Genomic DNA, 25826 nt, shown 5'->3' with positions numbered 1-25826 from the left:
AAATCATGATGAAATTAACCTTACTCAAAAGCCTGTGCCTGATGCTGGTCGGCACAGCATTCACCACTCACGCGGCCGTAAACCTGGACCGCACGCGCATTGTCTTTCCGGAAAGCGACAAGGCCAGCAGCCTGAAGATTGAAAACCAGAGTAAAGCGCTGCCCTATCTGGCGCTCTCCTGGATTGAAGATGAGAAAGGCCGTAAAGAAGACAGGCATTTCATGGCGCTGCCTCCGATTCAACGCATTGAAGCGGGTTCCGCATCGCAGGTCAGGATCGTTAAGCAAGCGGCCACCAGTCAGTTACCGAAAGACAGAGAATCCCTGTTTTATTTCAACCTGCGCGAAGTGCCGCCGAAAAGCACCAGCGCCAGCGATGAACGCAGCGTCATGCAGGTGGCGATGCAGAGCAGGATCAAGCTGTTCTGGCGCCCTAAAGCGATTACCAAAAAACCCGGCGAGCAGGCGGAAATGCGGATGGAAGTTTCAGCCACTGCGAAAGGGCTGACCATACATAACCCGACGCCGTACTACATCACGCTGGCGTGGCTCAGTAAGAATGCCAAAACCATGCTGCCGGGCTTCGACAGCCTGATGCTTGCGCCTTTCGCGACAGCAACAACCTCTACCGATGACTACCACGGTAACTATTACAGCATCGGTTATATCGACGATTACGGCGCGCTGAAAAAGGTCGACGTACAGTGCGCGGGAACGGCGCAGTGCTCGCTCACCGAACGGAAGATCGAAAAAGATGCGCAATCTCGCTAACGTATTGTTCATAGTGCTGCTCTCAGTGCTGCCTTTAAGAGAAGCGCTGGCGCTCGACTGCTACCTGGGCGGTTCGGGCGGCCCCGTAGAAGAAACTAAAACGATCTCGCCGTTTGCTATCCCCAGTAATGCACAGGCAGGTGAGAAAATTTGGGAATCGGATGACATCAAAATCCCGGTGACATGCAACCACAATGTCACAAGCAGCTTTCAACCGGAGGATATTTTTGGCTGGGTGAATCCTTATCCTTCAACCTCCGATCCCTATTATGAACTGGGCGTAACCTATGAAGGGATAGACTACGATGCAAAAGGCCAGCCTAACGGCGTCGATACCCGACAGTGTCTGGACAACCAAAACATCACGATTTATACCCCCGAGCAGATCCGACAAATGGGATGGGAAAATCGTATCTGTTCCGGTAACCCGGATGATATCCACACTTCACGAACCTTCATTGCTCGTCTGCGCTTATACGTAAAAATTAAAGCCATGCCGCCTCACGGCTACGTCAGCTCGCTGAGCGATTACATCGTTGTCCAGTTTGACGGAAAAGGCGGCGTGAACCAGATGTCGGATGCGAAAAACCTCAAATATCACATCAACGGGCTGCAAAATATTACCGTTCTGGACTGCGGTGCGACGTTCAGTATTTACCCTGAGAACCAGGAGATTGATTTCGGCACCTTTAGCGCACGCGATATTGTGAATCAACAGACGCGTAAACGGACCTTTTCGGTGAAGACGACGAAAGTGCAGGATGCCCAATGTTCAGATGGCTTCAAAATGGACTCGTCGTTCTATACAAATGAAGCGCTTACGGCCAACGATACCGCACTGCTGATAGGCAATGGCCTGAAGCTGAGGATCCTTAACGGAACCGAGCCCTACACCTTTAACCACTACAACGAATACGTGGATTTTACGGGCAGCACGCTTGAGCATGAGCAGCAATACACCGCAGAGCTGTCGCCGGTCGAAGGAAAAGCGATCCAGTCCGGGCCGTTCGAAACGGTGGTGCTGTTCAAAATTAACTACCACTAGAGACAAAAAAGCCGGGTTTCCCCGGCTTTTTCACATCAGCCATTTCAGCTGGCTTTGCGCTCGTGCGCCTGGCGATACTCGATCAGATCTTCAATCGTTACCACCGGCATGTTGTGCAGACGTGCGAAGGTGATGCACTCTGGCGCACGCGCCATAGTGCCGTCGTCGTTGGTCAGTTCACACAGCACGCCCGCAGGTTTGAAGCCAGCCAGCGTCACCAGGTCGATCGTCGCTTCGGTGTGACCGCCGCGGGTCAGCACGCCACCCGCCTGCGCGCGCAGTGGGAAGACGTGGCCTGGACGATGCAGATCGGATGGCTTCGCATCATCAGCAATCGCGGCACGTACGGTGGTCAGACGGTCAGCCGCAGACACACCGGTGGTCACGCCATGCGCCGCTTCAATGGTCACGGTAAATCCGGTACCAAAGGCGCTGGTGTTGTTTTCGACCATCATCGGCAGCTCGAGCTGCTTACGACGATCTTCGGTAATACACAGGCATACGATGCCGCTGCCGTGACGGATGGTCAGCGCCATCTGTTCAACGGTCATGTTTTCGGCGGCGAAAATCATGTCGCCTTCGTTTTCACGGTTTTCATCGTCAAGCACCATCACACCACGGCCTTCGCGCAGTGCATCCAGTGCATGTTCAACACGTTGAGTTGAAGTGCCAAAAGAGGAAAGTAGCGTCTGATTCATGGTAAAAAAACCTCATTAACATTATGGTTACCAGAATCAGGGCAGTCTTAGGAGCGCCGTATAAGCGGCAAAAAGATAACGTGAGCGGGCCCATGCCCGACTGGATCGTTACTCTCTCCCATCCGGACTCTAACCGTCGGCCCCGGAATTACACCGGATCTGCTGACCTTTGAGAATTCACCCAAAGCGCTCGCGGGCTTTCAGCGTTAAGCTGATTTACCGCCGGTGGGGAATTTCGCCCCGCCCTGAGAATAAGCGAGATAACTATAACGCTATTGATTATCCTGGGCAATGCATAAGCATCAAACAATTTTGTTTACCCCGGGCATGACGCGCTACAATGGACACTAACACCTTTTCATCAAGGGAAACGACAATGATTGACCCGAAGAAAATTGAGCAAATTGCGCGTCAGGTTCACGAGTCTATGCCAAAAGGCATTCGTGAATTTGGTGATGACGTTGAGAAGAAAATCCGCCAGACGCTGCAGGCGCAGTTGGTTCGCCTTGATCTCGTCAGCCGCGAAGAGTTTGACGTGCAGACCCAGGTTCTGCTGCGCACCCGCGAGAAGCTTGCACTGCTGGAACAGCGTCTGACCGAGCTGGAAAACCGCAATGCGCCGGAAGAAGTGAAGCCAGCGCCAGCCATTCCGCCGGTGGATGACCAGGCATAGTGCGGCCTGTTGAGCCCGGTGGCGGCTACGCCTTACCGGGCCTGAATGAACGCGTAGGTCGGGTAAGGCGCAGCCGCCACCCGACATAAAAAAACGGGCCAATAGGCCCGTTTTTTACTGACTGTCTTTCTGGATCTTCTTGATGATGTTGGTGGTGGAACACCCATCCTCGAAGTTGAGCACCATCACCTCACCGCCGTTGGCCCAGACCTCTTCGCTGCCCGCGATTTGCTCCGGCTTGTAATCCCCACCCTTCACCAGCAGGTCCGGCAGAATACCGGCAATCAGGCGCTGCGGCGTGTCTTCTTCAAACGACACCACCCAGTCCACGGCTTCCAGCGCGCCGAGCACGATCATACGCTGCTCAAGCGGGTTAACCGGACGCGTTTCACCCTTCAGACGTTTGGTTGAGGCATCGCTGTTCACCGCCACAATCAGGCGATCGCCCAGCTTTCGCGCATTCGCCAGATAAGAGACATGGCCCGCGTGCAGGATGTCGAACACGCCGTTAGTCATCACCACTTTTTCACCGCGCTTGCGCGCAGCGGCGACAGCCACTTTCAGCTCGTCTTCGGTCATCACACCGAAACCGGTGTCCGCACGGCCGCGCACCGCGTTTTCCAGCTCGATTGGGGAAACGGTTGAGGTACCGAGTTTACCGACGACCACACCTGCCGCGGCGTTGGCGAAGTAGCACGCTTCTTCCAGGGAGTTCCCCGCCGCCAGCGTCGCTGCCAGCACGCCGATCACCGTATCACCGGCACCGGTCACGTCATACACTTCCTGCGCCTGGGTTGGCATATGCAGCGGCGCCTTGCCCGGCTGCAGCAGCGTCATCCCCTGCTCGGAGCGGGTCACCAGCAGCGCAGATAATTCGAAGTCAGCAATGATCTTCATGCCGCGCTCAACCAGCTCTTCCTCGGTTTTGCATTTGCCCGCCACCGCTTCAAACTCGGAGAGGTTTGGCGTCAGGAGGGTTGCGCCGCGATAGCGCTCAAAGTCGGTGCCCTTAGGATCGATCAGCACCGGTACGCTGGCCTTACGCGCCAGCTGGATCATCGTCTGCACGCTGGCCAGCGCGCCTTTCGCGTAGTCGGACAGTACCAGAGCGCCGATATTGCCTAACGCCTGGTTAATGCGCTCGTGCAGCGGCTCGGGATCAACGCCTTCGAACCCTTCTTCAAAGTCGAGGCGGATCAGCTGCTGGTTACGTGACAGCACGCGCAGCTTGGTGATGGTCGGGTGGGTCGGAACAGAAACGAAGTCACACTTCACGTTCACGTCCGCCAGCGACTTGCTCAGCGCGCGCGCCGCATCGTCGATACCGGTCAGGCCAACCAGACGCGAGTGCGCGCCCAGAGAGGCTATGTTCATCGCCACGTTTGCCGCGCCGCCGGGACGCTCTTCAATGGTGTCGACCTTAACCACCGGTACCGGTGCTTCCGGAGAGATGCGGCTGGTCGGCCCATACCAGTAGCGATCCAGCATCACATCCCCAACAACCATTACTCCAGCACGTTCAAACTCTGGCAGTGTTACTTTCATTCCTGACTCCAGAAAGATTCACAATTTGCGCGCGATAATATCACACTTGATTTGTTACGCACGGTTCCACCAGCCACTTCTGCCAGCTGGCCGTTACCTGAGCACGCTCTGCGACAAAACAGTCCAGCGCCACGTGCCCCGGCTGCTCCTGTAGCGCCAGGTGATGCAGCTCGTCGCGCAGCGTGGTGTAGGCGCGGGTTAAGGCCTGCGCCTCCTGCTCGTCCATGATGTCGTTTTGCGCCAGCAGCTCCAGAATGCGCACGTTATCCGACCAGCGGGTCAGCTTCGGCTTGTCGTGCGCGTGGAGCAGCACCAGATACTGGGTAATGAACTCAATATCGGTAATCCCGCCCTCGTCGGCTTTGATATCAAAGCGATCGCGGTGTTTATTACCCAGGTGCGCGCGCATTTTCTCGCGCATCTCGCGCACTTCCGTCTGCAGCGTACTGCCCTCGCGCGGGGTGGTCATGACCTCCTTACGGACGGCATCGAACTGCGTTTTAAGCTGCGGATCGCCATACACCACGCGGGCGCGCACCAGCGCCTGATGCTCCCAGGTCCAGGCTTCATTCTTCTGATAATCGGCGAAGGACTCCGTTGAGGTGACCAGCATACCCGCCGCACCGGACGGACGCAGGCGCGCATCGACTTCATACAAAATGCCCGACGAAGTGCGGGTGCTGAACAGGTGCATAATGCGCTGGGCCAGGCGCAGATAGAACTGACGCCCGTCAATCTCGCGCTCGCCGTCGGTCATCACGTCAACCGGGCAGTCGTGCAGGAAGATCAAATCCAGATCGGAGCTATATCCCAGCTCCCAGCCGCCGAGCTTGCCGTAACCCACCACGGCAAACCCTCGCCCCTCACGGTCAGCAAGGTGCTTCGGCTGGCCGTAGCGGGACACCATCTGCACCCACGCCTGCTGCACGACCGCGTCGATGATCGCCTCCGCGAGCCAGGTTAAGTGATCGCTCACTTTCATCACCGGCAGCGTTCCGGCGATGTCCGCCGCCGCCACGCGCAGCATCTGGGCCTGCTTAAACTGGCGCAGCGCCTCCAGCTGCTGCTCTTCGTCCTCTTCCGGCACGCGCAGCAGATACTGACGCAGCTCGTCCCGGTAGGCATCCGTCGCCGTGGGTTGATACAGAGTGTTTGGGTCGAGCAGTTCATCCAGCAGCAGAGGGTAGCGCGCCAGCTTGTTGGCCACCATCGGGGAGGCGGCGCAGAGCGTAATCAGGTGCTTCAGCGCGCCGGGGAACTCGCTCAAAAGCTCAAGGTACGTGGTGCGCGTGATGATCCCGCTCAGCAGCGGCATCATGCGCGACAGCGGCACCGGCGCATCCGCCCGCGAGCAGACCTCGCTCAGCAGGTGCGGCATCAGGTGATCCAGCACCTGACGGCCGCGCGGGCCAATGGCGCGCTTGTTCAGCTCAAGACGGAAATCGGCAATCAGCGCCACCACGCGATGGCGCGCGTCGTCGGTTAAATGCGTCAGCACCGGCGTGGTGTCATCTTCCTGGAGCGCGTCCTGCCACAGCTCGCGCCAGTGCTCGGAAAGGGCATCGTCCTGCGATTCGCTTTCGTCATCACCGATCAGCTCGTTGAAGATGCGGCGCACGCCTGCCATATGGGCATCAAGCCGTTCGGTCAGCGTTGACCAGTCATCCACGCGCATCCCCCAGGCCAGACGCGCCCGGTTAAGGTCATCCCCCGGCAGGGTCTGGGTCTGTTCGTCGTTGATGCTTTGCAGCAGGTTTTCCAGACGGCGCAGGAAAAGATAGGCCTCGCGCAGGGTTTGCGCGTCGCCGTCCGGCAGCAGGTGAAGCTGCTCAATGGCGCTCAGCGTCGGCAGCAGCGAGCGGGACTGTAGCGACGGCTCGCGTCCGCCGCGAATCAGCTGGAAGACCTGGACGATAAATTCGATTTCGCGAATGCCGCCCGCGCCGAGCTTGATGTTGTCCTTCAGCCCGCGACGGCGAACCTCACGGGCGATCATCCCTTTCATATTGCGCAGGGACTGGATGACGCTGAAGTCGATATAGCGACGGAACACGAACGGGCGCAGCATGGCGCGCAGCTCGTTGGCGTAGGCGTCGTCGCTGTCGCCCATGATCCGTGCCTTGACCATCGCGTAACGCTCCCAGTCGCGCCCCTGCTCCTGGTAGTAATCCTCCAGCGCGGCAAAGCTCAGCACCAGCGGCCCGCTGTCGCCAAACGGACGCAGGCGCATGTCCACACGGTAGACAAAACCGTCCTGCGTCGGCTGATCCAGCGCCTTAATCAGACGCTGGCCGAGGCGGGTAAAGAACTGGGCGTTGTCCAGCTCGCGACGGCCGCCGCGCGTGGAGCCGTTCTCAGGCCAGGCGAAAATCAGGTCGATATCGGAGGAGAAGTTCAGCTCGCAACCGCCCAGCTTGCCCATCCCCAGAATCAACAGCGGCTGAGGAATCCCTTCCTCGCTGCACGGCGTGCCCCACTCTTTACAGCAGGCGGCGTAGAGCCAGTCGCGCGCGGCGACAATCAACGTCTGCGCCAGCTCGCTTAACTGCTGCAGCGTGCTCTCTTCACTCACCAGCTCCAGCGCCTGCGCCCAGGCAATGCGCACCATCACACGACGGCGGAACTGACGCAGGACGCGCATCAGCGTCGCCTCATCCGCGACGTCTTCAAGCGCGGCCTGCAGCCAGCCGGCATAGCGCCGCCACTCGTCCGCCTGCGGCGGTGCGTTCTCAAGCTCCGCCAGCCAGTCCGGGTAGACGGCGATGCTTTCCTGCACAAAATCACTGAAGACGAGCACGCTTTTCGCCTGCTCGCTTAACGATGACGCCGGTAATGACTCAGGCAGACGTTCGCAAACGGTCTGCCACTGCTGCTGTAACGGTGAAGAAAGCGGCATTCTAGGGGTTCCTTGCCAGAGTTAACGTTTTCCGCTGTGCAGCCAGTACGGCTCCTGCGAAATGGCCTCATTACGGAAATGCTCAATTTCAATATGCTGACGGGTTTCGATGGCATGCTTCAGCCCCTGCCAGTTTTCCAGCCACGCCTGCGCCTGTGGCCCGTCGTAGGCACCGGAAAGGAGCAGCATGCTGTCGATGTTGCGCGAAAGACGGGGAAGCTGATCGCCATACTTATCACCGAGCGGATACGCAAAGGTGCTCTTCAGTTCAGCGGCATGACGGGAAAGATGAATGTCTGCGAAACGCTTAAAGTTTTCCGCGATTTTGGCCTCAGCTTTCGCATCCAGGAAGGCGCGCCAGCCGCGCGTCACCAGAAACTCGGTCAGCGCCAGTTTTGCCGAAGCGGCTTGCGGACTGTAGATCGCCGTTTGCGCAGATATGTCCGAGAGCATCAGCGTTTCGGTTTGCGTCAGCAGATCACGTAAGTGAGCGCTCGCTTTGCGAGGAACAATACCGCCGAAGAGCGTCAGGGTATGGCGCACCAGGGCAATGGCCGCCAGCACGTGGGATTTGGCGTTTTTCACATTTCGTACCCACAGCTCTTCATGGTACTGCCACTGAGAAAGCGCCAGCTCCAGTGCGGCTTCCAGCCCCTGCTCAACGCTGGCTTTCGGCGCAACGCGCAAAATGGTCGTCTCTTTCAGCACGCGCGGCGCATTTCCGGCGGCCAGATGGTAACCCCGCGCGGCTTTGCTCAGGCTCCCCTGGCGCAATCCGGACTGGTTCACCAGCCTGCGCGCCAGCTTCAGCACGTCATTTGCGTCCCCTTCCAGCAGCTCAAGCTCCAGTTCGCAGATCGGCTCCTGGTACTCACCCGCCTTCACCTCACCCAGATCGAGGGCGATTTCGATGCGGCTTTTACCTTCCGTCACCAGCCATTTCTCGCGCCAGAAATCGGTGCTGAACAGCGGCTGCACCTGCTCCGCCAGCGTGGCAGGCAGCTCGCCTTCCGGCCAGACTTCCGCCGGAAAACGTTCCAGCTCAAGTTCTGGCTGACTGATGTCGATATTGTATTCCGGACGCTGATGTAACCCGCCGACCACGCGGCCGGCAATTTTCATCGTCATCTCGTAGCGCCCACTCGCGCCACGGATGCGCAGCCCCATATCGTGGCGGCGTAGCCAGTTATCCGGCGTTTCGTAATAAATATTAAGCAGTTGTACCGGTGCATGGTGTTCGCCGGAGAGCGTATGCAGATGCTGGCGGAGTGCGTCAACGCTGTCTTTTTCGACGATAAATTTTAATTCGATTTCCTGAGCCATAGCCTTGTACTTTTGCGGGCGTCACAGACGCGTCAATGAGGGCGAACTTCCTCGCCATTTGTTTGTCAGTACATAGTATTTTGCGCCAAATTGCCATGCAATGAGCAATTTGACGGGCGTAAATGTGTAGAGTCGTGACACAGATGATTCTGATTGCTGATGAATGCTTTGCGTAGAGACACTGTTGCCACTACTATCGTTCCACTATTTATGAAAATAACGACTAATGATGCTTAAATTACGCCTGATTGGACTTACTTTACTCGCTTTTAGCGCCGCAACCGCAGTGCACGCTGAAGAGAAGCGTTACGTTTCTGACGAACTGAACACCTGGGTACGCAGTGGCCCCGGAGATAATTATCGCCTCGTGGGCACGGTAAATGCCGGCGAGGAAGTCACCCTGTTACAGACCAACGCGGACACCAACTACGGTCAGGTTCGCGACAGTTCTGGCCGCACGTCCTGGATCCCGCTGAAAGAGCTGAGCACCGTGCCAAGCCTGCGCACCCGCGTACCGGATCTGGAAAATCAGGTGAAAACCCTGACCGACAAGCTGAACAATATCGACGGAACCTGGAACCAGCGTACCGCCGAGATGCAGCAGAAAGTGGCGCAGAGCGACGGCGTGATTAACGGCCTGAAAGAAGAGAACCAGAAGCTGAAAAACGAGCTGATTGTCGCGCAAAAGAAAGTGAATGCCGCCAACCTGCAGCTCGATGACAAACAGCGCACCATCATCATGCAGTGGTTTATGTATGGCGGCGGCGTGCTGGGCGTCGGTCTGGTGCTGGGTCTGGTTCTGCCGCACCTGATCCCAAGCCGTAAACGTAAAGATCGCTGGATGAACTAATTCGTCTTCTCTGCCAGACTTACGTATCATTCTGGAAAAGAGAAAACGGGAGTGTCAGGCGTGAAGAGTTATCTGGTCGGTGGTGCGGTACGTGATGCGTTGTTAGGTCTGCCGGTCAAAGATAAAGACTGGGTGGTGGTGGGCGCCACCCCGGAAGAGATGCTGGACGCGGGCTACCAGCAGGTAGGCCGCGATTTTCCCGTCTTTTTACACCCGAAAAGCCGCGAAGAGTACGCCCTGGCGCGTACCGAGCGGAAATCAGGTTCGGGCTACACTGGCTTTACCTGCTACGCCGCGCCGGACGTCACGCTGGAGGACGATCTCCTGCGTCGCGATCTCACCATTAACGCGCTGGCACAGGACGAGCACGGCCAGATTATTGACGCTTATGGCGGCCAGGACGATCTGCGCAACCGTCTCTTACGTCACGTCTCCCCGGCGTTTTCTGAAGATCCGCTCCGCGTGCTGCGCGTGGCGCGTTTTGCCGCGCGTTACGCCCATCTCAGCTTCCGAATTGCCAATGAGACCATGGCGCTGATGACCGCCATGACCGAGGCGGGCGAGCTTGAACACCTGACGCCAGAGCGCGTCTGGAAAGAGACCGAGAATGCGCTCACCACGCGTAACCCGCAGGTCTTTTTCCAGGTGCTGCGCGACTGCGGCGCGCTGAAGGTGCTGTTCCCGGAAATAGACGCGCTGTTTGGCGTACCGGCTCCGGCGAAATGGCATCCGGAGATTGACACCGGCGTACACACGCTGATGACCCTGAGCATGGCGGCCATGCTCAGCCCTGACGTGGACGTGCGCTTTTCCACCCTGTGCCACGATCTCGGCAAAGGCTTAACGCCAAAAGAGCTCTGGCCGCGGCACCACGGGCACGGTCCGGCAGGGGTGAAGCTGGTCGAAGGGCTGTGCCAGCGTCTGCGCGTGCCGAACGAAATCCGCGATCTGGCGAAACTGGTGGCCGAGTTCCACGACCTGATTCACACCTTCCCGATCCTGAAACCGGCCACCATCGTCAAACTGTTCGATAACATCGACGCCTGGCGCAAACCCCAGCGCGTGGAGCAGATCGCGCTCACCAGCGAGGCTGACGTGCGCGGGCGTACCGGGTTTGAAGCCTGTGACTACCCGCAGGGACGTTTACTGCGTAAAGCCTGGGAGGTAGCCAAAGCGGTGCCGACGAAGGACGTTGTCGAGGCGGGATTCAAAGGCCCGGACATTCGCGAAGAGCTGACGAAACGGCGGATTCAGGCGGTATCAGAGTGGAAGGAAAAGCATTGCCCTCAGCCAAAAGACTGAGGGCAGTCGGTCAGAAGAAGACCACGTAAACCGCAGCGGCAACGATAAAGCGGTAGATCGCGAACGGAATGAACGAGATACGCTTAATCAGCTGCAGGAAGGTTTTGATGGCAATCAGCGCCACGATAAACGCGGTGATGAAGCCGACGGCGAACATCGGAATGTCGCCCGTGGTGAGGAAACCGATGCTTTTATAGAGGTCAAGCGCGGTGGCCCCCATCATCATCGGCACCGCCAGCAGGAACGAGAACTCTGACGCGGCGTAACGGCTTACGCCCATCAGCATCCCACCAGAGATGGTTGCGCCTGAACGGGAAAAGCCCGGCCACAGCGCCAGACACTGGAAGCAGCCAATGATAAACGCCTGACGATACGTCATATCGTCCAGCCCTTCCGCGCGCGGCGTTTTTGGCTTCAGCACTTCCGCAGCGATCAGCAGGAAGCCGCCCACCACCAGCGCGTACATCACGTTAATCGGGTTAAACAGCGATTTGATGGCGTCGTGGAAAACCAGGCCCAGCACCACCGCCGGGATCATCCCGAGCAGAATATGGATCAGCGACAGGCGGCCTTTACTCATCCCTTCGTGCTGCGGCGGACGGCCAAAATGGATACCGATCAGGCCAAACAGACGGCGCCAGAACATCACCACCACCGCAAGAATAGACCCCAGCTGGATCACCACTTCAAACGTTTTTGCAGTATCGCCTTCAAAGCCCAGCAGATGACCAACAATAATCATATGGCCGGTACTGGAAACCGGTAAAAACTCCGTCAATCCTTCGACCACACCCAGTATTGCCGCCACCAGCAGCGAGTGCATATCGCTCATCTATAAACCCCTAAAAAGATATAAAAAAACGGTGTCCCGTACGGACAACCGATAAAGATACAGCCTTAAGACCGATATAACCTAAAAGGGTTTAGCAATTATGACGTTAAATCTTTCCTTTCAGATTTGTGCCACGCTCGATAATGACGCCCACGTTGGCGGCGCGCGCCACCGCGCCCGGTTTGCTCAGCTTGATGCGCACCCACGGTGAGTTGAATTTTTTCAGCAGCAATTCTGCGACTTCTTCCGCCACCCGTTCGACCAGCGCAAAACGTTGCCCTTCCACGTGGCCGATGACCGTTTCACTGATGTCGGCGTAGCTGAGACAGTCGTTCACGTCATCGCTTTTTGCCGATTTGCGGTTATCCCAGCCCATTTCGATATCGAACACCAGCTTCTGCTCGATGGTCTGTTCCCAGTCGTAAACACCAATAGTGGTGATTACCGAAAGTTGCTCTATAAATACAATATCCATCACGACCTGCCTGCTTTTTGGCTAAACCGGATACCACTTCCGGCGAATTATGCGTATTATCCACAGATGCTGAGAATACAGATACATTTTCAAAACGGAACAGCGTTATGAGTGCAATCGCGCCTGGAATGATCCTCCTCGCCTATCTTTGCGGCTCAATCTCCAGCGCCATTCTGGTCTGCCGCATCGCCGGGTTACCTGACCCGCGTGAAAGTGGTTCCGGGAATCCGGGAGCGACCAACGTACTACGAATTGGCGGCAAGGGAGCAGCCGTAGCGGTTTTGATTTTTGATGTTCTGAAAGGGATGCTACCCGTCTGGGGCGCGTATGCGCTGGGCGTCACGCCGTTCTGGCTGGGCCTCATTGCCATTGCTGCCTGTGTCGGCCACATCTGGCCCGTATTCTTCGGTTTTAAAGGTGGTAAAGGTGTGGCGACCGCCTTTGGTGCCATTGCGCCTATCGGCTGGGATTTAACCGGCGTGATGGCTGGCACCTGGCTGCTCACCATTCTGCTGAGCGGCTATTCGTCGCTGGGCGCGATCGTCAGCGCGCTGATCGCCCCGTTCTACGTCTGGTGGTTCAAACCTCAGTTCACCTTCCCGGTATCGATGCTCTCCTGCCTTATCCTGCTGCGTCATCACGACAATATTCAGCGCCTGTGGCGTCGTCAGGAGACCAAAATCTGGACGAAGCTCAAGAGGAAGAAAAAAGACGCTCCGTAAGGTTAGTTATGCCTTATAGCCAAATGTGATTTTGGTCACCTTCTGCCTGTGGTAACTGTTAGGGACACAACACAACCACATAAGAAGAAAATGGCAGAAATCACAGAAACAACTCCCCTTTCAACGGCAGGAAAACGTTCCGATGGCGACATCCAGTGGGTGCGCAGCGCATCGGATGTTTCACGCCTCGTTAATGATGGTTCTCAGGGCCGGGCCAATGCTCGCATCGTGATCGGTATCGCGCTGGGCGGGATTTTCCTCGATGCCTACGATCTGGGCGCGCTGGCCTTCGGCATAAAAGATATCACCCGCGAATTTAACCTGACGCCCGCCGGTACCGGCATGGTGGCGTCCGCCATTACGTTTGGCGCGATTGTCGGGGCGCTGCTAGGGGGTTATCTCACGGATAAAATCGGGCGCTATCGCGTCTTTATGGCCGACATGCTCTTCTTCGTGGTGGCCGCCATCGCCTGTGCGCTGGCCCCGAACGAATATGTGCTGGCGGGTGCCCGCTTTGTCATGGGGCTTGGCGTCGGGATCGACCTTCCCGTAGCGATGGCATTTTTAAGCGAGTTCGCCAGGCTAAAAGGCCCCGGCAATAAGGCCTCCAGCGTCGCCATGTGGTGCCCCACCTGGTATGCCGCCATCAGTATCTCCTACCTGCTGGTGCTCTTCTTCTACGCCGTGCTGCCGGAAAGCCACAGCGACTGGCTGTGGCGCCTGATCCTTGGCTTCGGCGCGGTACCCGCGCTGGTGATTATCGCCATCCGCAGCCGCTATATGAGCGAATCGCCGGTCTGGGCGGCAAATCAGGGCAACCTGAAGGAGGCGGCGTCCATTTTACGTCAGTCCTATAACATCAATGCCCACGTGCCGCAGGATGCGCTCAGCCAGCCAGCTCCCGTCGTGAATAAAGCGAAATGGTCCAACTATCTGAACCTGTTCCGCGGCGTCTACTTACGCCGCACGACACTCGCCACGCTGCTGTCCGTCGTCTCTTCGTTCGCCTATAACGCGGTGGCGTTTGGTCTGCCGGTGATCATCTCCAGCTTCTTTGTCCAGTCGATGCTGACCACCATCCTGATTTCTCTGGTGCTTAACCTGCTGTTTGCCTTCGTCGGCGGACTGCTGGCGGTACGCTACGTGCCGCGCTTCGGCGCATGGCGGATGTCGCTGGCGGGTTACGCCTGCCAGCTGGTCGCGCTGCTGGGCCTGGGGCTGATTGGTCGCCCGGAAGGTGCCACCGAAGGCGTGCTTGCCGTGGCGATGCTGGCGCTCTTCCTGTTCGGCCAGGGCTTCGGCCCGGGCGCGCATACCATGACGTTTGCCTCACTGAGCTACCCGACCTCGCTGCGCGGCGTCGGCGTTGGCCTTAACCAGACGCTGATGCGCAGCAGCTCGACGCTGTCGCTGTTCCTGTTCCCGCTGCTGGTCGCCTCGCTTGACACTGCCGTGTTCTGGGTGATTGCGCTGGCGCCGTTTATCGGCCTGGCCTCGCTGCTGGCGATCCGCTGGGAGCCGTCGGGGTATGATGTGGATGCGGAGGATTACCGCTAGCCTTTCCTGCCGGGTGGCGCTGCGCTTACCCGGCCTACATTGCGCATTCTCTTGTAGGCCCGTGCAAGCGTAGCGCCGCCGGGCGATTATCAAAAGTTAGAAACCGGCTCATATGAGCCGTTTTTTTATCCATAAGCGACTCATATGACAGCCTTCAATTCTGCCAGGGCATACTGAAACGACCCGATGATGAGCAGATGGATGCAGCATGTTAGCAGCTCAGGTCACTGATAATTCGTACAAAGGCTGGCAGGCGTCGCTTGCCCTGCAGTTTTGTCACACCCCTGAGAAAACCCTCCTGCACTCCGCTCATCACGTCGGGCCGCTTACCGTTCAGCGTCCGTTTTACCCTGAAGGCGAGACCTGCCACCTTTACCTGCTGCACCCGCCGGGCGGGGTTGTGGGCGGCGATACGCTGGACATTTCCGTTCGGCTGGACGCCAAAAGCCACACGCTTATCACCATGCCCGGCGCCAGCAAGTTTTATCGCAGCAGCGGCCCGCAGGCGCGTCTGAGCCAGCATTTTTATCTCGATGAGGGATCCACGCTGGAGTGGCTGCCGCAGGACACCATTATCTTCCCCGGGGCAAATGCCGCGCTGCGCTCCGTCTTCCACCTGAAGGCCTCCAGCACGCTGCTGGCGTGGGAGCTGTACTGTCTGGGACGACCGGTAATCAATGAGACCTTCAGCCACGGCACGCTGGAGAGCCGCCTTGAAGTCTGGGTTGAGGACGAGCCGCGTCTGATTGAGCGCCAGCACCTCGGCGACGGCGATCTCACGCCCGTTGCCGGACACCCGTGGATCGGCACGCTGCTGTTCTACCCGGCCAGAGAAGAACATCTCGACGCGGTGCGCGCGCTGCTCGCGCCTCTGGGCCATTTTGCGGGGGCAACGCTCACCGACGAGCTGCTGTCGGTGCGTTTTCTCTCCCACGACAACCTGATTTGCCAGCGGGTGATGCGCGATATCTGGCAGTCGCTTCGCCCGCTTCTCACCACCAAAACCGCCTGTTCGCCGCGCATCTGGCAGACATAAGAGAAACGCTATGGAACTGACTCCCAGAGAAAAAGACAAGCTGTTGCTGTTCACCGCCGCGCTGGTTGCCGAACGCCGCCTTGCGCGCGGGGTAAAGCTCAATTACCCGGAATCGGTCGCGCTGATCAGCGCCTTCATCATGGAAGGCGCGCGCGATGGCGAAACCGTCGCCTCGCTGATGGAGGCGGGCCGCCACGTCCTGACGCGCGACCAGGTGATGGAGGGCGTGCCGGAGATGATCCCGGACATTCAGGTGGAAGCCACCTTCCCGGACGGATCCAAGCTCGTCACCGTCCACAACCCGATCGTCTAAGGAGCGCGTGATGATCCCAGGCGAATACCAGATCCAGCCCGGCACGATTGCGATCAACGTCGGGCGCGAAACCCAAACCGTGATTGTCGAAAACCACGGCGACAGGCCGATCCAGGTCGGATCGCACTATCACTTTTACGAGGTCAACCCGGCGCTGAAGTTTGACCGTGAGGCGACCCGAGGCTACCGGTTAAACATCCCGGCAGGCACCGCCGTGCGCTTTGAGCCCGGCCAGAAGCGGGAAGTGACGCTGGTTCAGGTCGCGGGTGCGCAGCGCATTGTCGGCTTTCGCGGCGAGGTAATGGGCGAGGTGAAACATGGCTGACATTTCACGCCGGGCCTATGCCGATATGTTTGGCCCCACCACCGGGGATAAGGTCCGGCTGGCCGACAGCGAGCTGTGGATTGAAGTAGAAGACGATCTCACGATCTACGGCGAAGAGGTCAAGTTCGGCGGCGGGAAGGTGATCCGCGACGGTATGGGTCAGGGGCAGATGACCGCAGACGACTGCGTGGATCTGGTGCTGACCAACGCGCTGATCGTCGATCACTGGGGGATCGTGAAAGCCGATATTGGCGTCAAGAACGGGCGAATCTTTGCCGTCGGTAAAGCCGGGAACCCGGACATCCAGCCCGGCGTGACGATCCCGATTGGCGCGGCGACGGAAGTGATTGCCGCCGAAGGGAAGATCGTTACCGCAGGCGGGATCGACACACACATCCACTGGATCTGCCCGCAGCAGGCGGAAGAGGCGCTGGTCTCCGGCGTCACCACCATGATCGGCGGCGGCACCGGTCCGGCGGCGGGCACCAACGCCACCACCTGTACGCCGGGGCCGTGGTATATCGCCCGAATGCTGCAGGCTGCCGATACGCTGCCGGTGAATATTGGCCTGCTCGGCAAGGGGAACGGCTCCAATCCGGCGGCCCTGCGCGAGCAGATCGCCGCGGGCGCCATCGGGCTGAAGATCCACGAAGACTGGGGCGCGACGCCTGCGGCGATCAACTGCTCGCTGGAGGTGGCCGAAGAGATGGACATTCAGGTGGCGCTGCACAGCGACACGCTGAACGAGTCCGGGTTTGTCGAAGACACGCTGGCGGCTATCGCCGGGCGCACCATCCACACCTTCCACACCGAAGGGGCGGGCGGTGGCCACGCGCCGGATATCATCACCGCCTGCGCGCACCCGAATATTCTGCCCTCCTCCACCAACCCGACGCTGCCCTACACGGTCAATACCATCGACGAGCATCTCGACATGCTGATGGTTTGTCATCACCTCGATCCGGATATCGCCGAGGACGTGGCGTTTGCCGAATCCCGCATTCGTCGGGAGACCATCGCCGCGGAAGACGTGCTGCACGATATCGGCGCGTTTTCGCTCACCTCGTCAGATTCGCAGGCCATGGGCCGCGTCGGGGAAGTGATTATCCGCACCTGGCAGGTCGCGCACCGCATGAAGGTTCAGCGCGGCGCGCTGCCGGAAGAGACCGGCGATAACGACAACTTCCGCGTGAAGCGCTATGTCGCCAAATACACCATTAACCCGGCGCTCACCCACGGCATCGCCCATGAAGTGGGCTCGATTGAGACGGGCAAGCTGGCGGACCTGGTGGTCTGGTCTCCGGCGTTCTTCGGCGTCAAGCCCGCCACCATCGTCAAGGGCGGGATGATCGCCTGCGCGCCGATGGGCGACATCAACGCCTCGATCCCCACGCCGCAGCCGGTGCATTACCGCCCGATGTTTGGATCGCTGGGCGCCGCGCGCCACTCTACGCGGCTGACATTTGTTTCTCAGGCGGCCCACGCGAACGGCATCCCGCAGCAGCTCAACCTGCAGAGCGCCACGGCGGTGGTGAAAGGCTGCCGGACGGTGAAAAAGGCCGACATGATCCACAACGCTCTGCAACCGAACATCACCGTTGATTCGCAAACCTACGAGGTTCGCGTCGACGGCGAACTGATTACCAGCGAACCGGCTGACGTTCTGCCGATGGCGCAACGCTATTTCCTGTTTTGAGGAGTGATGATGATTTATCTGACCCAACGTCTGGACCACGCACACCCGATTACCGCCAGCGTCACGCTGCCGATTGACGTACGGGTGAAAAGCCGCGCCCGCGTAGCGCTGAACGACGGGCGCGAAGCCGGGCTGATGCTGCCGCGCGGCCTGCTGCTGCGCGGGGGCGACCTGCTGACCACCGACGACGGCAGTGAGGTGATCGAAGTGATCGCAGCGGCTGAGTCCGTCTCCGTGGTGCGCTGCGCCGACCCGTTCCTGCTGGCCCGCGCCTGCTACCACCTGGGCAACCGCCACGTGCCGCTGCAGGTGATGCCCGGCGAGCTGCGCTATCACCACGATCACGTTCTCGACGATATGCTGCGCCAGTTTGGGCTGGAGGTGACCTACGCCAGCCTGCCGTTTGAACCGGAAGCGGGCGCGTATGCCAGCGATGCCCACAGCCATAGCCACGCTCACGCCCATTCACATTAAGGATCCATCATGCGCAAGTTACTCCCCCTGTTACTGCTGGCTTTTTCCGTTCCCGCGCTCGCGCATCCCGGCCACGGTGCCAACAGCTTTCAGGCTGGTTTTTTCCATCCGCTGACCGGGCTCGATCACCTGCTGATGCTAGCGGGCGCAGGCGTGCTCTCGGCGCTGAGCGGCCGCAAGCTCCTGCTGCCGTTTGCCACCCTCGGGATGATGCTTGTCGGCGCCATCGCAGGCAGCCTGCTCGGCGGCTTTAGCGGCATGGAGATGCTGATTATCGCCTCGCTGGCGGTCAGCGGCGTGATGATGTTTAAGACTGAAAACCGTCTGCTGCTCGCGGTGCCTGCCCTGGCGATGTTCCACGGCTGGGCGCACGGCGTGGAGATGTCCGGCCATAGCTTCTGGCTGTTCACCAGCGGGTTTATGTTCGCCAGCGCCACGGTGCTGTGCGCCAGTTTCGCCGCAGGCTTGCTGCTGCGCCGTCACGACGGGCTGCGTAAAACCTTCGGCGGCGGGCTGATCGTCTCCGCCCTGCTGGCGCTGATGAGCTGATGGAGCACGCCCGCCAGTGGCTGCGCCTGATGCAGCTCTCCAGCAGCAGCCTGCCGGTCGGGTCGTTTACCTGGTCGCAGGGGCTGGAGTGGGCCGTGGAGGCGGGCTGGGTCACGGACGCCGACGCCTTTAAACGCTGGCAGATCCAGCAGATGGAGCAGAGTTTTTTCTGCGTCGATCTGCCGCTGTTTCACCGTCTCTGCCAGGCCTGCAATCGGAACGACCTGGCGACGGCCAGACGCTGGACGGCATACCTGCTCGCCTGTCGGGAAACGCGCGAGCTGCGCGAAGAAGAACGCAACCGCGGAGCGGCCTTTACGCGTCTCATCAAAAGCTGGGAGCCGGACTGCCCGACAGAATGGCTGGCGCTGTGCAGGCAAAGCCAGCTCTGCGGCATGGCGTGGCTCGGCGTGCGATGGGGCATTGACGTGCGCGAGCTGGCGCTGAGCCTCGGCTACAGCTGGATTGAGAGCGCGGTCATGGCGGGCGTTAAGCTGGTGCCGTTTGGGCAGCAGGCCGCGCAGCAGCTGATTATCGAACTGAGCGACCATTTTGCCGCCGGGCTTGAACAGGCCTTTTTACGTCGCGACGACGCGCTGGGGGCCGCTACGCCGCTGTCCGCCATCGCCTCCGCGCGCCACGAAACCCAATATTCACGACTATTCCGTTCCTGAGGAGTCAACATGGCTGATTACAAACATCCCCTGCGCGTGGGCGTGGGTGGCCCGGTAGGGTCGGGCAAAACCGCGCTGCTGGAAGCGCTCTGCAAGGCAATGCGCGACACATATCACCTGGCAGTGGTGACCAACGACATCTACACCAAAGAGGATCAGCGCATCCTGACCGAGGCGGGCGCGCTGGCGCCGGAGCGCATCGTGGGCGTGGAGACCGGCGGCTGCCCGCATACCGCCATCCGCGAGGACGCCTCGATGAACCTGGCGGCGGTGGAAGCGCTCAGCGAGAAGTTTGGCAATCTGGATCTGATCTTCGTGGAAAGCGGCGGGGACAACCTGAGCGCGACCTTCAGCCCGGAGCTGGCGGATCTGACCATTTACGTGATCGACGTGGCCGAAGGGGAAAAAATCCCGCGCAAGGGCGGGCCGGGGATCACCAAGTCCGATTTTTTGGTGATTAACAAAACCGATCTCGCGCCGTACGTGGGGGCGTCGCTGGAGGTGATGGAGCGCGACACCAACCGCATGCGTGGCGAGCGTCCATGGACCTTTACCAATCTGAAAGCGGGAGACGGTCTGGGGACGATTATTGCGTTTCTGGAAGAGAAAGGGATGCTGCGGGTGTAGTGCGGGTTATTGCCGGGTGGCGGCTTCGCCTGACCCGGCCTACGGTTTTGTAGGCCCGGTAAGCGCAGCGCCACCGGGCAAAAAAACTCACGCCTCAGGCAGTTCCGCCAGCGGCCAGCGCGGACGCACGGACACGCTCAGGTCAGACGTTGCGCCAGCGTTCAGGCGCACCATACCGGCGTAGGCAATCATCGCCCCGTTATCGGTACAGAATTCGGGACGGGCGTAGAACACTTCCCCACGACGCTTTTGCATCATCTCGGCGAGCTTCGCGCGCAGCGTGCGGTTGGCGCTGACGCCGCCCGCCATCACCAGACGCTTGAAGCCGGTCTGATCCAGCGCGCGCTTGCACTTGATCATCAGCGTATCCACCACCGCATCTTCAAACGCGCGGGCGATATCGGCGCGGGTCTGCTCGCTGTCGTCGTTATTGCGGATCGTGTTGGCCGCGAAGGTTTTCAGCCCGGAGAAGCTGAAGTCCAGCCCCGGACGGTCGGTCATCGGACGCGGGAAGACAAAGCGCCCTTCCGTTCCCTGCGCCGCCATTTTGGACAGCATCGGGCCGCCTGGGTAATCCAGCCCCAGCAGCTTGGCGGTTTTGTCGAACGCTTCACCGGCAGCGTCGTCGATTGACTCGCCCAGCAGCTCGTACTTGCCAATGCCCGTGACGCTAATCAGCTGCGTATGGCCGCCGGAGACCAGCAGCGCCACAAACGGGAATTCAGGCGGATTCTCTTCCAGCATCGGCGCCAGAAGGTGCCCTTCCATATGGTGAACCGGGATGGCCGGCACATCCCACGCGAAGGCCAGCGAACGACCAACGGTCGCACCGACCAGCAGCGCGCCGACCAGACCCGGCCCCGCAGTGTAGGCTACGGCATCAATATCGGTTGAACTTAACCCGGCCTCTTTCAGCGCCGCCTGAATCAGGGGAACCGTTTTACGCACGTGGTCACGAGAGGCCAGTTCAGGCACGACGCCGCCGTAGTCAGCGTGCAATTTCACCTGACTATACAGTTGGTTGGCCAGAAGCCCTTTTTCGTCGTCGTAAATGGCGATGCCGGTTTCATCGCAGGATGTTTCAATACCCAGTACACGCATGACTTGTTTTACCTCGTTTCAATACCGCGCAGTGTAGAGCCTGGGCGGGTTGATGTAAAACTTTGTTCGCCCCAGGAAGAAGGCTCGTGTATACTCCTCACCCTTATTAAAGTCCCTTTCAAAATCGCATCGGTGCTTTACAAAGCAGCAGCATTTGCAGTAAAATTCCGCACCATTTTGAAATAAGCTGGCGTTGATGCCAGCGGCAAACCGAATTTATTAAAGGTGAGAGTTACATGCCGGTAATTAAAGTACGTGAAAACGAGCCGTTCGACGTAGCACTGCGTCGCTTCAAACGTTCATGCGAAAAAGCAGGTGTTCTGGCTGAAGTTCGTCGTCGTGAGTTTTATGAAAAACCAACGACCGAACGTAAGCGCGCTAAAGCTTCCGCTGTGAAACGTCACGCGAAGAAACTGGCTCGCGAAAACGCACGCCGTACTCGTCTGTACTAATTGGTTGAGGGCCTCAGCCCTCAATTGACAGACAGAGTAGTAGTCGTAAGGCCGTGCTTCCGGAAGGAATGCGCGGCTTGTTTTCGTTTATAAGTCGCTTAAATTTTGGGGCATATGGCCGGAAGAATCCCACGCGTTTTCATCAATGACCTGCTCGCCAGAACCGACATCGTCGATCTCATCGACGCGCGGGTAAAGCTGAAGAAGCAGGGCAAGAATTACCATGCGTGCTGTCCGTTCCATAACGAAAAAACCCCCTCCTTCACCGTAAACGGTGAAAAGCAGTTTTACCATTGCTTCGGCTGTGGTGCTCACGGTAATGCCGTCGATTTTTTAATGAACTACGACAAGCTCGAGTTCGTTGAAACCGTCGAAGAGCTGGCGGCAATGCATAACCTTGAAGTGCCATATGAAGCTGGCAGTGGGCCAAGTCAGATCGAGCGCCATCAACGGCAAACGCTGTATCAACTGATGGATGGCCTGAATTCGTTTTACCAACAGTCTCTTAAGCACTCTGCGGCTGAGCCTGCGCGTCAGTATCTGAACAAGCGCGGACTGAGCGACGATGTCATTGCGCGTTTCGCTATTGGCTACGCCCCGCCCGGCTGGGACAACGTGTTAAAGCGTTTTGGCGGCAATAGCGAAGATCGTAAGTCTCTCATCGATGCAGGCATGCTGGTCACCAACGACCAGGGACGAAGCTACGACCGCTTCCGCGAACGGGTAATGTTCCCAATCCGCGACAAGCGAGGCCGGGTAATTGGTTTTGGTGGTCGCGTGCTGGGTGATGCCCTGCCGAAGTACCTCAACTCCCCGGAAACCGATATTTTCCATAAGGGCCGCCAGCTTTACGGCCTTTATGAGGCGCAGCAGGATAACGCGGAACCTCCGCGTCTTCTGGTCGTCGAAGGCTATATGGACGTCGTTGCGCTGGCGCAGTACGACATTAACTACGCGGTTGCGTCGTTAGGAACGTCCACGACGGCGGATCACATCCAGCTGCTGTTCCGCGTGACCAACAACGTGATTTGTTGTTACGACGGAGACCGCGCCGGACGCGATGCCGCCTGGCGCGCGCTGGAAACCGCGCTACCCTATATGACCGACGGGCGTCAGTTGCGCTTTATGTTCCTGCCCGACGGTGAAGACCCGGATACGCTGGTGCGTAAAGAGGGCAAAGCGGCGTTTGAAGCGCGGATGGAGCAGGCACAGCCGCTCTCCACGTTTTTGTTTAACAGCCTGATGCCGCAGGTCGATTTGAGTACTCCTGACGGGCGCGCGCAGCTCAGCACGCTGGCGCTGCCGTTAATCAGTCAGGTGCCCGGCGAAACGCTGCGCATCTACCTACGTCAGGAGTTAGGCAACAAGCTCGGCATTCTGGATGACAGCCAGCTTGAACGTTTAATGCCTAAACAGGCTGAAAACGGTGCGGTTCGCCCCGCGCCTCAGCTAAAACGCACAACCATGCGTATACTGATAGGGTTACTGGTACAAAACCCCGAGCTGGCGCCACAGGTGCCGTCGCTGGCGGGTTTGAACCACGAAAAATTGCCCGGGCTTGGCTTATTTTCAGAACTGGTCAACACCTGTTTGTCTCAGCCAGGTCTGACCACCGGACAACTTTTAGAGCATTATCGCGGCACAAAAGAGGCCGCTACCCTTGAAAAATTGTCGATGTGGGACGATATAGCAGATAAGGACATTGCAGAAAAAACGTTCACCGACTCACTCAACCATATGTTTGATTCGATGCTTGAGCTGCGCCAGGAAGAGTTGATAGCTCGCGAGCGCACACACGGTTTGAGCAGCGAAGAACGCCGGGAGCTCTGGATGATTAACCAGGAACTGGCGAAGAAATAAATAAATTTAACGGCTTAAGTGCCGAATATCGATCGGGAAGCCCCCGGCAGCCGCACTGAGAGGCAGCGGCAAAAATATAAGTACGCCCTCGCTTTAAAGGTTGGCAGCCCCATCGCCGACACCAATCAAACGAATTAAGTGTGGATACCGTCTTATGGAGCAAAACCCGCAGTCACAGCTGAAACTTCTTGTCCAACGTGGTAAGGAGCAAGGCTATCTGACCTATGCCGAGGTCAATGACCATCTGCCGGAAGATATCGTCGATTCAGATCAAATCGAAGACATCATCCAAATGATCAATGACATGGGCATTCAGGTGATGGAAGAAGCACCGGATGCCGATGATCTGTTGCTGGCTGAAACCTCCAACAACACTGACGAAGATGCGGAAGAAGCTGCTGCACAGGTACTGTCCAGCGTGGAATCTGAAATCGGGCGTACCACTGACCCGGTCCGCATGTACATGCGCGAAATGGGTACCGTTGAACTGTTGACCCGCGAAGGCGAAATTGACATCGCAAAACGCATCGAAGATGGGATCAACCAGGTTCAGTGCTCTGTTGCCGAGTACCCGGAAGCGATCACCTATCTGCTGGAGCAGTACGATCGCGTTGAAGCGGAAGAAGCGCGCCTGTCTGACCTGATCACCGGTTTTGTCGACCCGAACGCTGAAGAAGATATGGCACCTACCGCCACTCACGTCGGTTCTGAACTGTCTCAGGAAGAGATGGATGATGACGAAGACGAAGATGAGGAAGAGAGCGACGACGACAGCGCCGATGATGACAACAGCATCGACCCGGAACTGGCGCGCGAGAAGTTTGCCGAGCTGCGTACCCAGTACGAAGTGACGCGTGACACCATCAAAGCGAAAGGCCGCAGCCACGCAGCCGCTCAGGAAGAGATCCTGAAACTGTCTGAAGTGTTCAAACAGTTCCGCCTGGTGCCAAAACAGTTCGACTACCTGGTGAACAGCATGCGCGTGATGATGGATCGCGTACGTACCCAGGAACGCATCATCATGAAGCTGTGCGTTGAGCAGTGCAAAATGCCGAAGAAGAACTTCATCACCCTCTTCACCGGCAACGAAACCAGCGAAACCTGGTTCAACGCGGCTATCGCGATGAACAAGCCGTGGTCTGAAAAACTGCACGACGTGAAAGAAGACGTGTATCGCGGCCTGCAGAAGCTGCAGCAGATTGAAGAAGAGACCGGCCTGACCATCGAGCAGGTTAAAGATATCAACCGTCGCATGTCCATCGGTGAAGCGAAAGCCCGCCGTGCGAAGAAAGAGATGGTTGAAGCGAACCTGCGTCTGGTTATCTCTATCGCCAAGAAATACACCAACCGCGGTCTGCAGTTCCTGGATCTGATTCAGGAAGGCAACATCGGTCTGATGAAAGCGGTAGATAAGTTTGAATACCGTCGTGGTTACAAGTTCTCCACCTACGCAACCTGGTGGATCCGTCAGGCTATCACCCGCTCTATCGCGGATCAGGCGCGCACCATCCGTATTCCGGTGCATATGATTGAGACCATCAACAAGCTCAACCGTATTTCCCGCCAGATGCTGCAGGAGATGGGTCGCGAGCCGACGCCGGAAGAGCTGGCCGAGCGCATGCTGATGCCGGAAGACAAGATCCGTAAAGTGCTGAAGATCGCCAAAGAGCCAATCTCCATGGAAACACCAATTGGTGATGATGAAGATTCGCATCTGGGTGATTTCATCGAGGATACCACCCTCGAGCTGCCGCTTGACTCTGCCACCACCGAGAGCCTGCGTGCCGCAACGCACGATGTTCTGGCTGGCCTGACCGCCCGTGAAGCGAAAGTACTGCGTATGCGTTTCGGTATCGATATGAACACCGACCACACGCTGGAAGAAGTGGGTAAACAGTTCGACGTTACCCGCGAACGTATCCGTCAGATCGAAGCGAAGGCGCTGCGTAAGCTGCGTCACCCAAGCCGCTCTGAAGTGCTGCGTAGCTTCCTGGACGACTAATCTGTTCTGACAGTGAAAAAGCTCCCAAT

Annotated in this window: 25 protein-coding genes and 1 riboswitch; of the genes, 18 read left to right on the top strand and 7 right to left on the bottom strand. The window is 58.4% G+C overall.

Going from position 1 to position 25826, the window contains the following annotated elements:
* Positions 1–8: 8 nt before the first annotated feature.
* The gene (locus ACOTXI_RS12245; protein WP_058653855.1) at positions 9–770 is read left to right on the top strand and encodes a fimbrial biogenesis chaperone; all 762 of its coding nucleotides are present in this window, start codon (positions 9–11) and stop codon (positions 768–770) included.
* Complete coding sequence (locus ACOTXI_RS12240; protein WP_021242314.1) at positions 754–1815, top strand: type 1 fimbrial protein; 1062 nt, start codon at positions 754–756, stop codon at positions 1813–1815. The genes ACOTXI_RS12245 and ACOTXI_RS12240 overlap by 17 nt, the downstream gene beginning before the upstream one ends.
* A gap of 44 nt (positions 1816–1859) precedes the next feature.
* On the opposite strand, the gene ribB is transcribed toward ACOTXI_RS12240, so the two are convergent.
* Positions 1860–2513 (bottom strand): 3,4-dihydroxy-2-butanone-4-phosphate synthase, encoded by a 654-nt coding sequence (gene ribB / locus ACOTXI_RS12235; RefSeq protein ID WP_008502964.1) that lies wholly within the window; start codon positions 2511–2513, stop codon positions 1860–1862.
* A gap of 106 nt (positions 2514–2619) precedes the next feature.
* A riboswitch (FMN riboswitch) is annotated at positions 2620–2770 on the bottom strand.
* A 119-nt stretch (positions 2771–2889) separates the two neighbouring features.
* Here ribB and ubiK point away from each other — a divergent pair.
* Positions 2890–3186 (top strand): ubiquinone biosynthesis accessory factor UbiK, encoded by a 297-nt coding sequence (gene ubiK, locus ACOTXI_RS12230; RefSeq protein ID WP_003862539.1) that lies wholly within the window; start codon positions 2890–2892, stop codon positions 3184–3186.
* Positions 3187–3300: 114 nt separating this feature from the next.
* Here ubiK and hldE read toward each other — a convergent pair whose 3' ends face one another.
* The 3 genes from hldE to ACOTXI_RS12215 are packed head-to-tail and all read right to left on the bottom strand — an operon-like array spanning position 3301 to position 8950.
* On the bottom strand, positions 3301–4731 hold the full coding sequence (hldE, locus tag ACOTXI_RS12225; RefSeq protein ID WP_003862540.1) for a bifunctional D-glycero-beta-D-manno-heptose-7-phosphate kinase/D-glycero-beta-D-manno-heptose 1-phosphate adenylyltransferase HldE: 1431 nt from the start codon (positions 4729–4731) through the stop codon (positions 3301–3303).
* 40 nt (positions 4732–4771) lie between these two features.
* Complete coding sequence (gene glnE / locus ACOTXI_RS12220; RefSeq protein WP_058653854.1) at positions 4772–7627, bottom strand: bifunctional [glutamate--ammonia ligase]-adenylyl-L-tyrosine phosphorylase/[glutamate--ammonia-ligase] adenylyltransferase; 2856 nt, start codon at positions 7625–7627, stop codon at positions 4772–4774.
* 21 nt (positions 7628–7648) lie between these two features.
* On the bottom strand, positions 7649–8950 hold the full coding sequence (locus ACOTXI_RS12215; protein ID WP_058653853.1) for an inorganic triphosphatase: 1302 nt from the start codon (positions 8948–8950) through the stop codon (positions 7649–7651).
* A gap of 229 nt (positions 8951–9179) precedes the next feature.
* Here ACOTXI_RS12215 and ACOTXI_RS12210 point away from each other — a divergent pair, with 229 nt between their 5' ends.
* Both ACOTXI_RS12210 and ACOTXI_RS12205 read left to right on the top strand, forming a co-directional pair.
* Positions 9180–9800, top strand: a complete 621-nt coding sequence (locus tag ACOTXI_RS12210; protein WP_025912514.1) for a TIGR04211 family SH3 domain-containing protein — start codon at positions 9180–9182, stop codon at positions 9798–9800.
* A 60-nt stretch (positions 9801–9860) separates the two neighbouring features.
* Positions 9861–11102 carry a multifunctional CCA addition/repair protein gene (locus ACOTXI_RS12205; protein ID WP_058653876.1) on the top strand — a complete coding sequence of 414 codons (1242 nt, stop codon included), beginning with the start codon at positions 9861–9863 and terminating at the stop codon, positions 11100–11102.
* Between the two features lie 10 nt (positions 11103–11112).
* On the opposite strand, the gene bacA is transcribed toward ACOTXI_RS12205, so the two are convergent.
* Both bacA and folB read right to left on the bottom strand, forming a co-directional pair.
* Positions 11113–11934, bottom strand: a complete 822-nt coding sequence (gene bacA, locus ACOTXI_RS12200; protein WP_008502957.1) for an undecaprenyl-diphosphate phosphatase — start codon at positions 11932–11934, stop codon at positions 11113–11115.
* A 106-nt stretch (positions 11935–12040) separates the two neighbouring features.
* Entirely contained in the window at positions 12041–12409 is a 369-nt protein-coding gene (gene folB / locus ACOTXI_RS12195) for a bifunctional dihydroneopterin aldolase/7,8-dihydroneopterin epimerase (protein ID WP_008502956.1), read from the bottom strand.
* Between the two features lie 107 nt (positions 12410–12516).
* Between folB and plsY the strand changes: the two genes are divergently transcribed.
* The 10 genes from plsY to ureG all read left to right on the top strand — a co-directional run bounded on the left by plsY (position 12517) and on the right by ureG (position 20382).
* Positions 12517–13131, top strand: coding sequence for a glycerol-3-phosphate 1-O-acyltransferase PlsY (gene plsY / locus ACOTXI_RS12190; RefSeq protein WP_008502955.1), 615 nt, complete (start codon positions 12517–12519; stop codon positions 13129–13131).
* A 90-nt stretch (positions 13132–13221) separates the two neighbouring features.
* Positions 13222–14688: an MFS transporter gene (locus ACOTXI_RS12185; protein WP_032653467.1), complete on the top strand. Its 1467-nt coding sequence runs from the start codon at positions 13222–13224 to the stop codon at positions 14686–14688.
* A 208-nt stretch (positions 14689–14896) separates the two neighbouring features.
* The gene (locus ACOTXI_RS12180; protein WP_058653852.1) at positions 14897–15724 is read left to right on the top strand and encodes an urease accessory protein UreD; all 828 of its coding nucleotides are present in this window, start codon (positions 14897–14899) and stop codon (positions 15722–15724) included.
* A gap of 10 nt (positions 15725–15734) precedes the next feature.
* Positions 15735–16037 carry an urease subunit gamma gene (locus ACOTXI_RS12175; RefSeq protein ID WP_003862556.1) on the top strand — a complete coding sequence of 101 codons (303 nt, stop codon included), beginning with the start codon at positions 15735–15737 and terminating at the stop codon, positions 16035–16037.
* A gap of 10 nt (positions 16038–16047) precedes the next feature.
* Complete coding sequence (locus tag ACOTXI_RS12170) at positions 16048–16362, top strand: urease subunit beta (protein WP_021242322.1); 315 nt, start codon at positions 16048–16050, stop codon at positions 16360–16362.
* Entirely contained in the window at positions 16355–18058 is a 1704-nt protein-coding gene (gene ureC / locus ACOTXI_RS12165) for an urease subunit alpha (protein WP_087855183.1), read from the top strand. The genes ACOTXI_RS12170 and ureC overlap by 8 nt, the downstream gene beginning before the upstream one ends.
* A gap of 9 nt (positions 18059–18067) precedes the next feature.
* Complete coding sequence (gene ureE / locus ACOTXI_RS12160) at positions 18068–18532, top strand: urease accessory protein UreE (RefSeq protein WP_023344943.1); 465 nt, start codon at positions 18068–18070, stop codon at positions 18530–18532.
* 9 nt (positions 18533–18541) lie between these two features.
* On the top strand, positions 18542–19081 hold the full coding sequence (locus tag ACOTXI_RS12155) for a HupE/UreJ family protein (protein WP_058653850.1): 540 nt from the start codon (positions 18542–18544) through the stop codon (positions 19079–19081).
* Positions 19081–19755: an urease accessory protein UreF gene (locus tag ACOTXI_RS12150; RefSeq protein ID WP_058653849.1), complete on the top strand. Its 675-nt coding sequence runs from the start codon at positions 19081–19083 to the stop codon at positions 19753–19755. Before ACOTXI_RS12155 ends, ACOTXI_RS12150 begins: the two co-directional genes overlap by 1 nt.
* Before the next feature lie 9 nt (positions 19756–19764).
* Complete coding sequence (ureG, locus tag ACOTXI_RS12145) at positions 19765–20382, top strand: urease accessory protein UreG (protein WP_008503187.1); 618 nt, start codon at positions 19765–19767, stop codon at positions 20380–20382.
* 87 nt (positions 20383–20469) lie between these two features.
* Here the strand turns inward: ureG and tsaD are convergent, their stop codons facing one another.
* The gene (gene tsaD, locus ACOTXI_RS12140) at positions 20470–21483 is read right to left on the bottom strand and encodes a tRNA (adenosine(37)-N6)-threonylcarbamoyltransferase complex transferase subunit TsaD (RefSeq protein WP_008503186.1); all 1014 of its coding nucleotides are present in this window, start codon (positions 21481–21483) and stop codon (positions 20470–20472) included.
* 236 nt (positions 21484–21719) lie between these two features.
* Between tsaD and rpsU the strand changes: the two genes are divergently transcribed.
* The 3 genes from rpsU (at position 21720) to rpoD (ending at position 25797) form a co-directional block, all read left to right on the top strand.
* The gene (rpsU, locus tag ACOTXI_RS12135) at positions 21720–21935 is read left to right on the top strand and encodes a 30S ribosomal protein S21 (RefSeq protein WP_001144069.1); all 216 of its coding nucleotides are present in this window, start codon (positions 21720–21722) and stop codon (positions 21933–21935) included.
* 114 nt (positions 21936–22049) lie between these two features.
* Positions 22050–23795, top strand: coding sequence for a DNA primase (dnaG, locus tag ACOTXI_RS12130; protein WP_023294585.1), 1746 nt, complete (start codon positions 22050–22052; stop codon positions 23793–23795).
* Positions 23796–23949: 154 nt separating this feature from the next.
* Positions 23950–25797, top strand: a complete 1848-nt coding sequence (gene rpoD, locus ACOTXI_RS12125; protein ID WP_008503184.1) for an RNA polymerase sigma factor RpoD — start codon at positions 23950–23952, stop codon at positions 25795–25797.
* The last annotated feature ends 29 nt before the right edge of the window (positions 25798–25826 follow it).

The sequence above is a fragment of the Enterobacter cloacae complex sp. BZL2005 genome, assembly GCF_049238885.1.
Lineage (GTDB): Bacteria > Pseudomonadota > Gammaproteobacteria > Enterobacterales > Enterobacteriaceae > Enterobacter > Enterobacter roggenkampii.
Note: the sequence above shows the minus strand (reverse complement) of the source record. Positions and strands in the feature narration are given on the sequence as shown.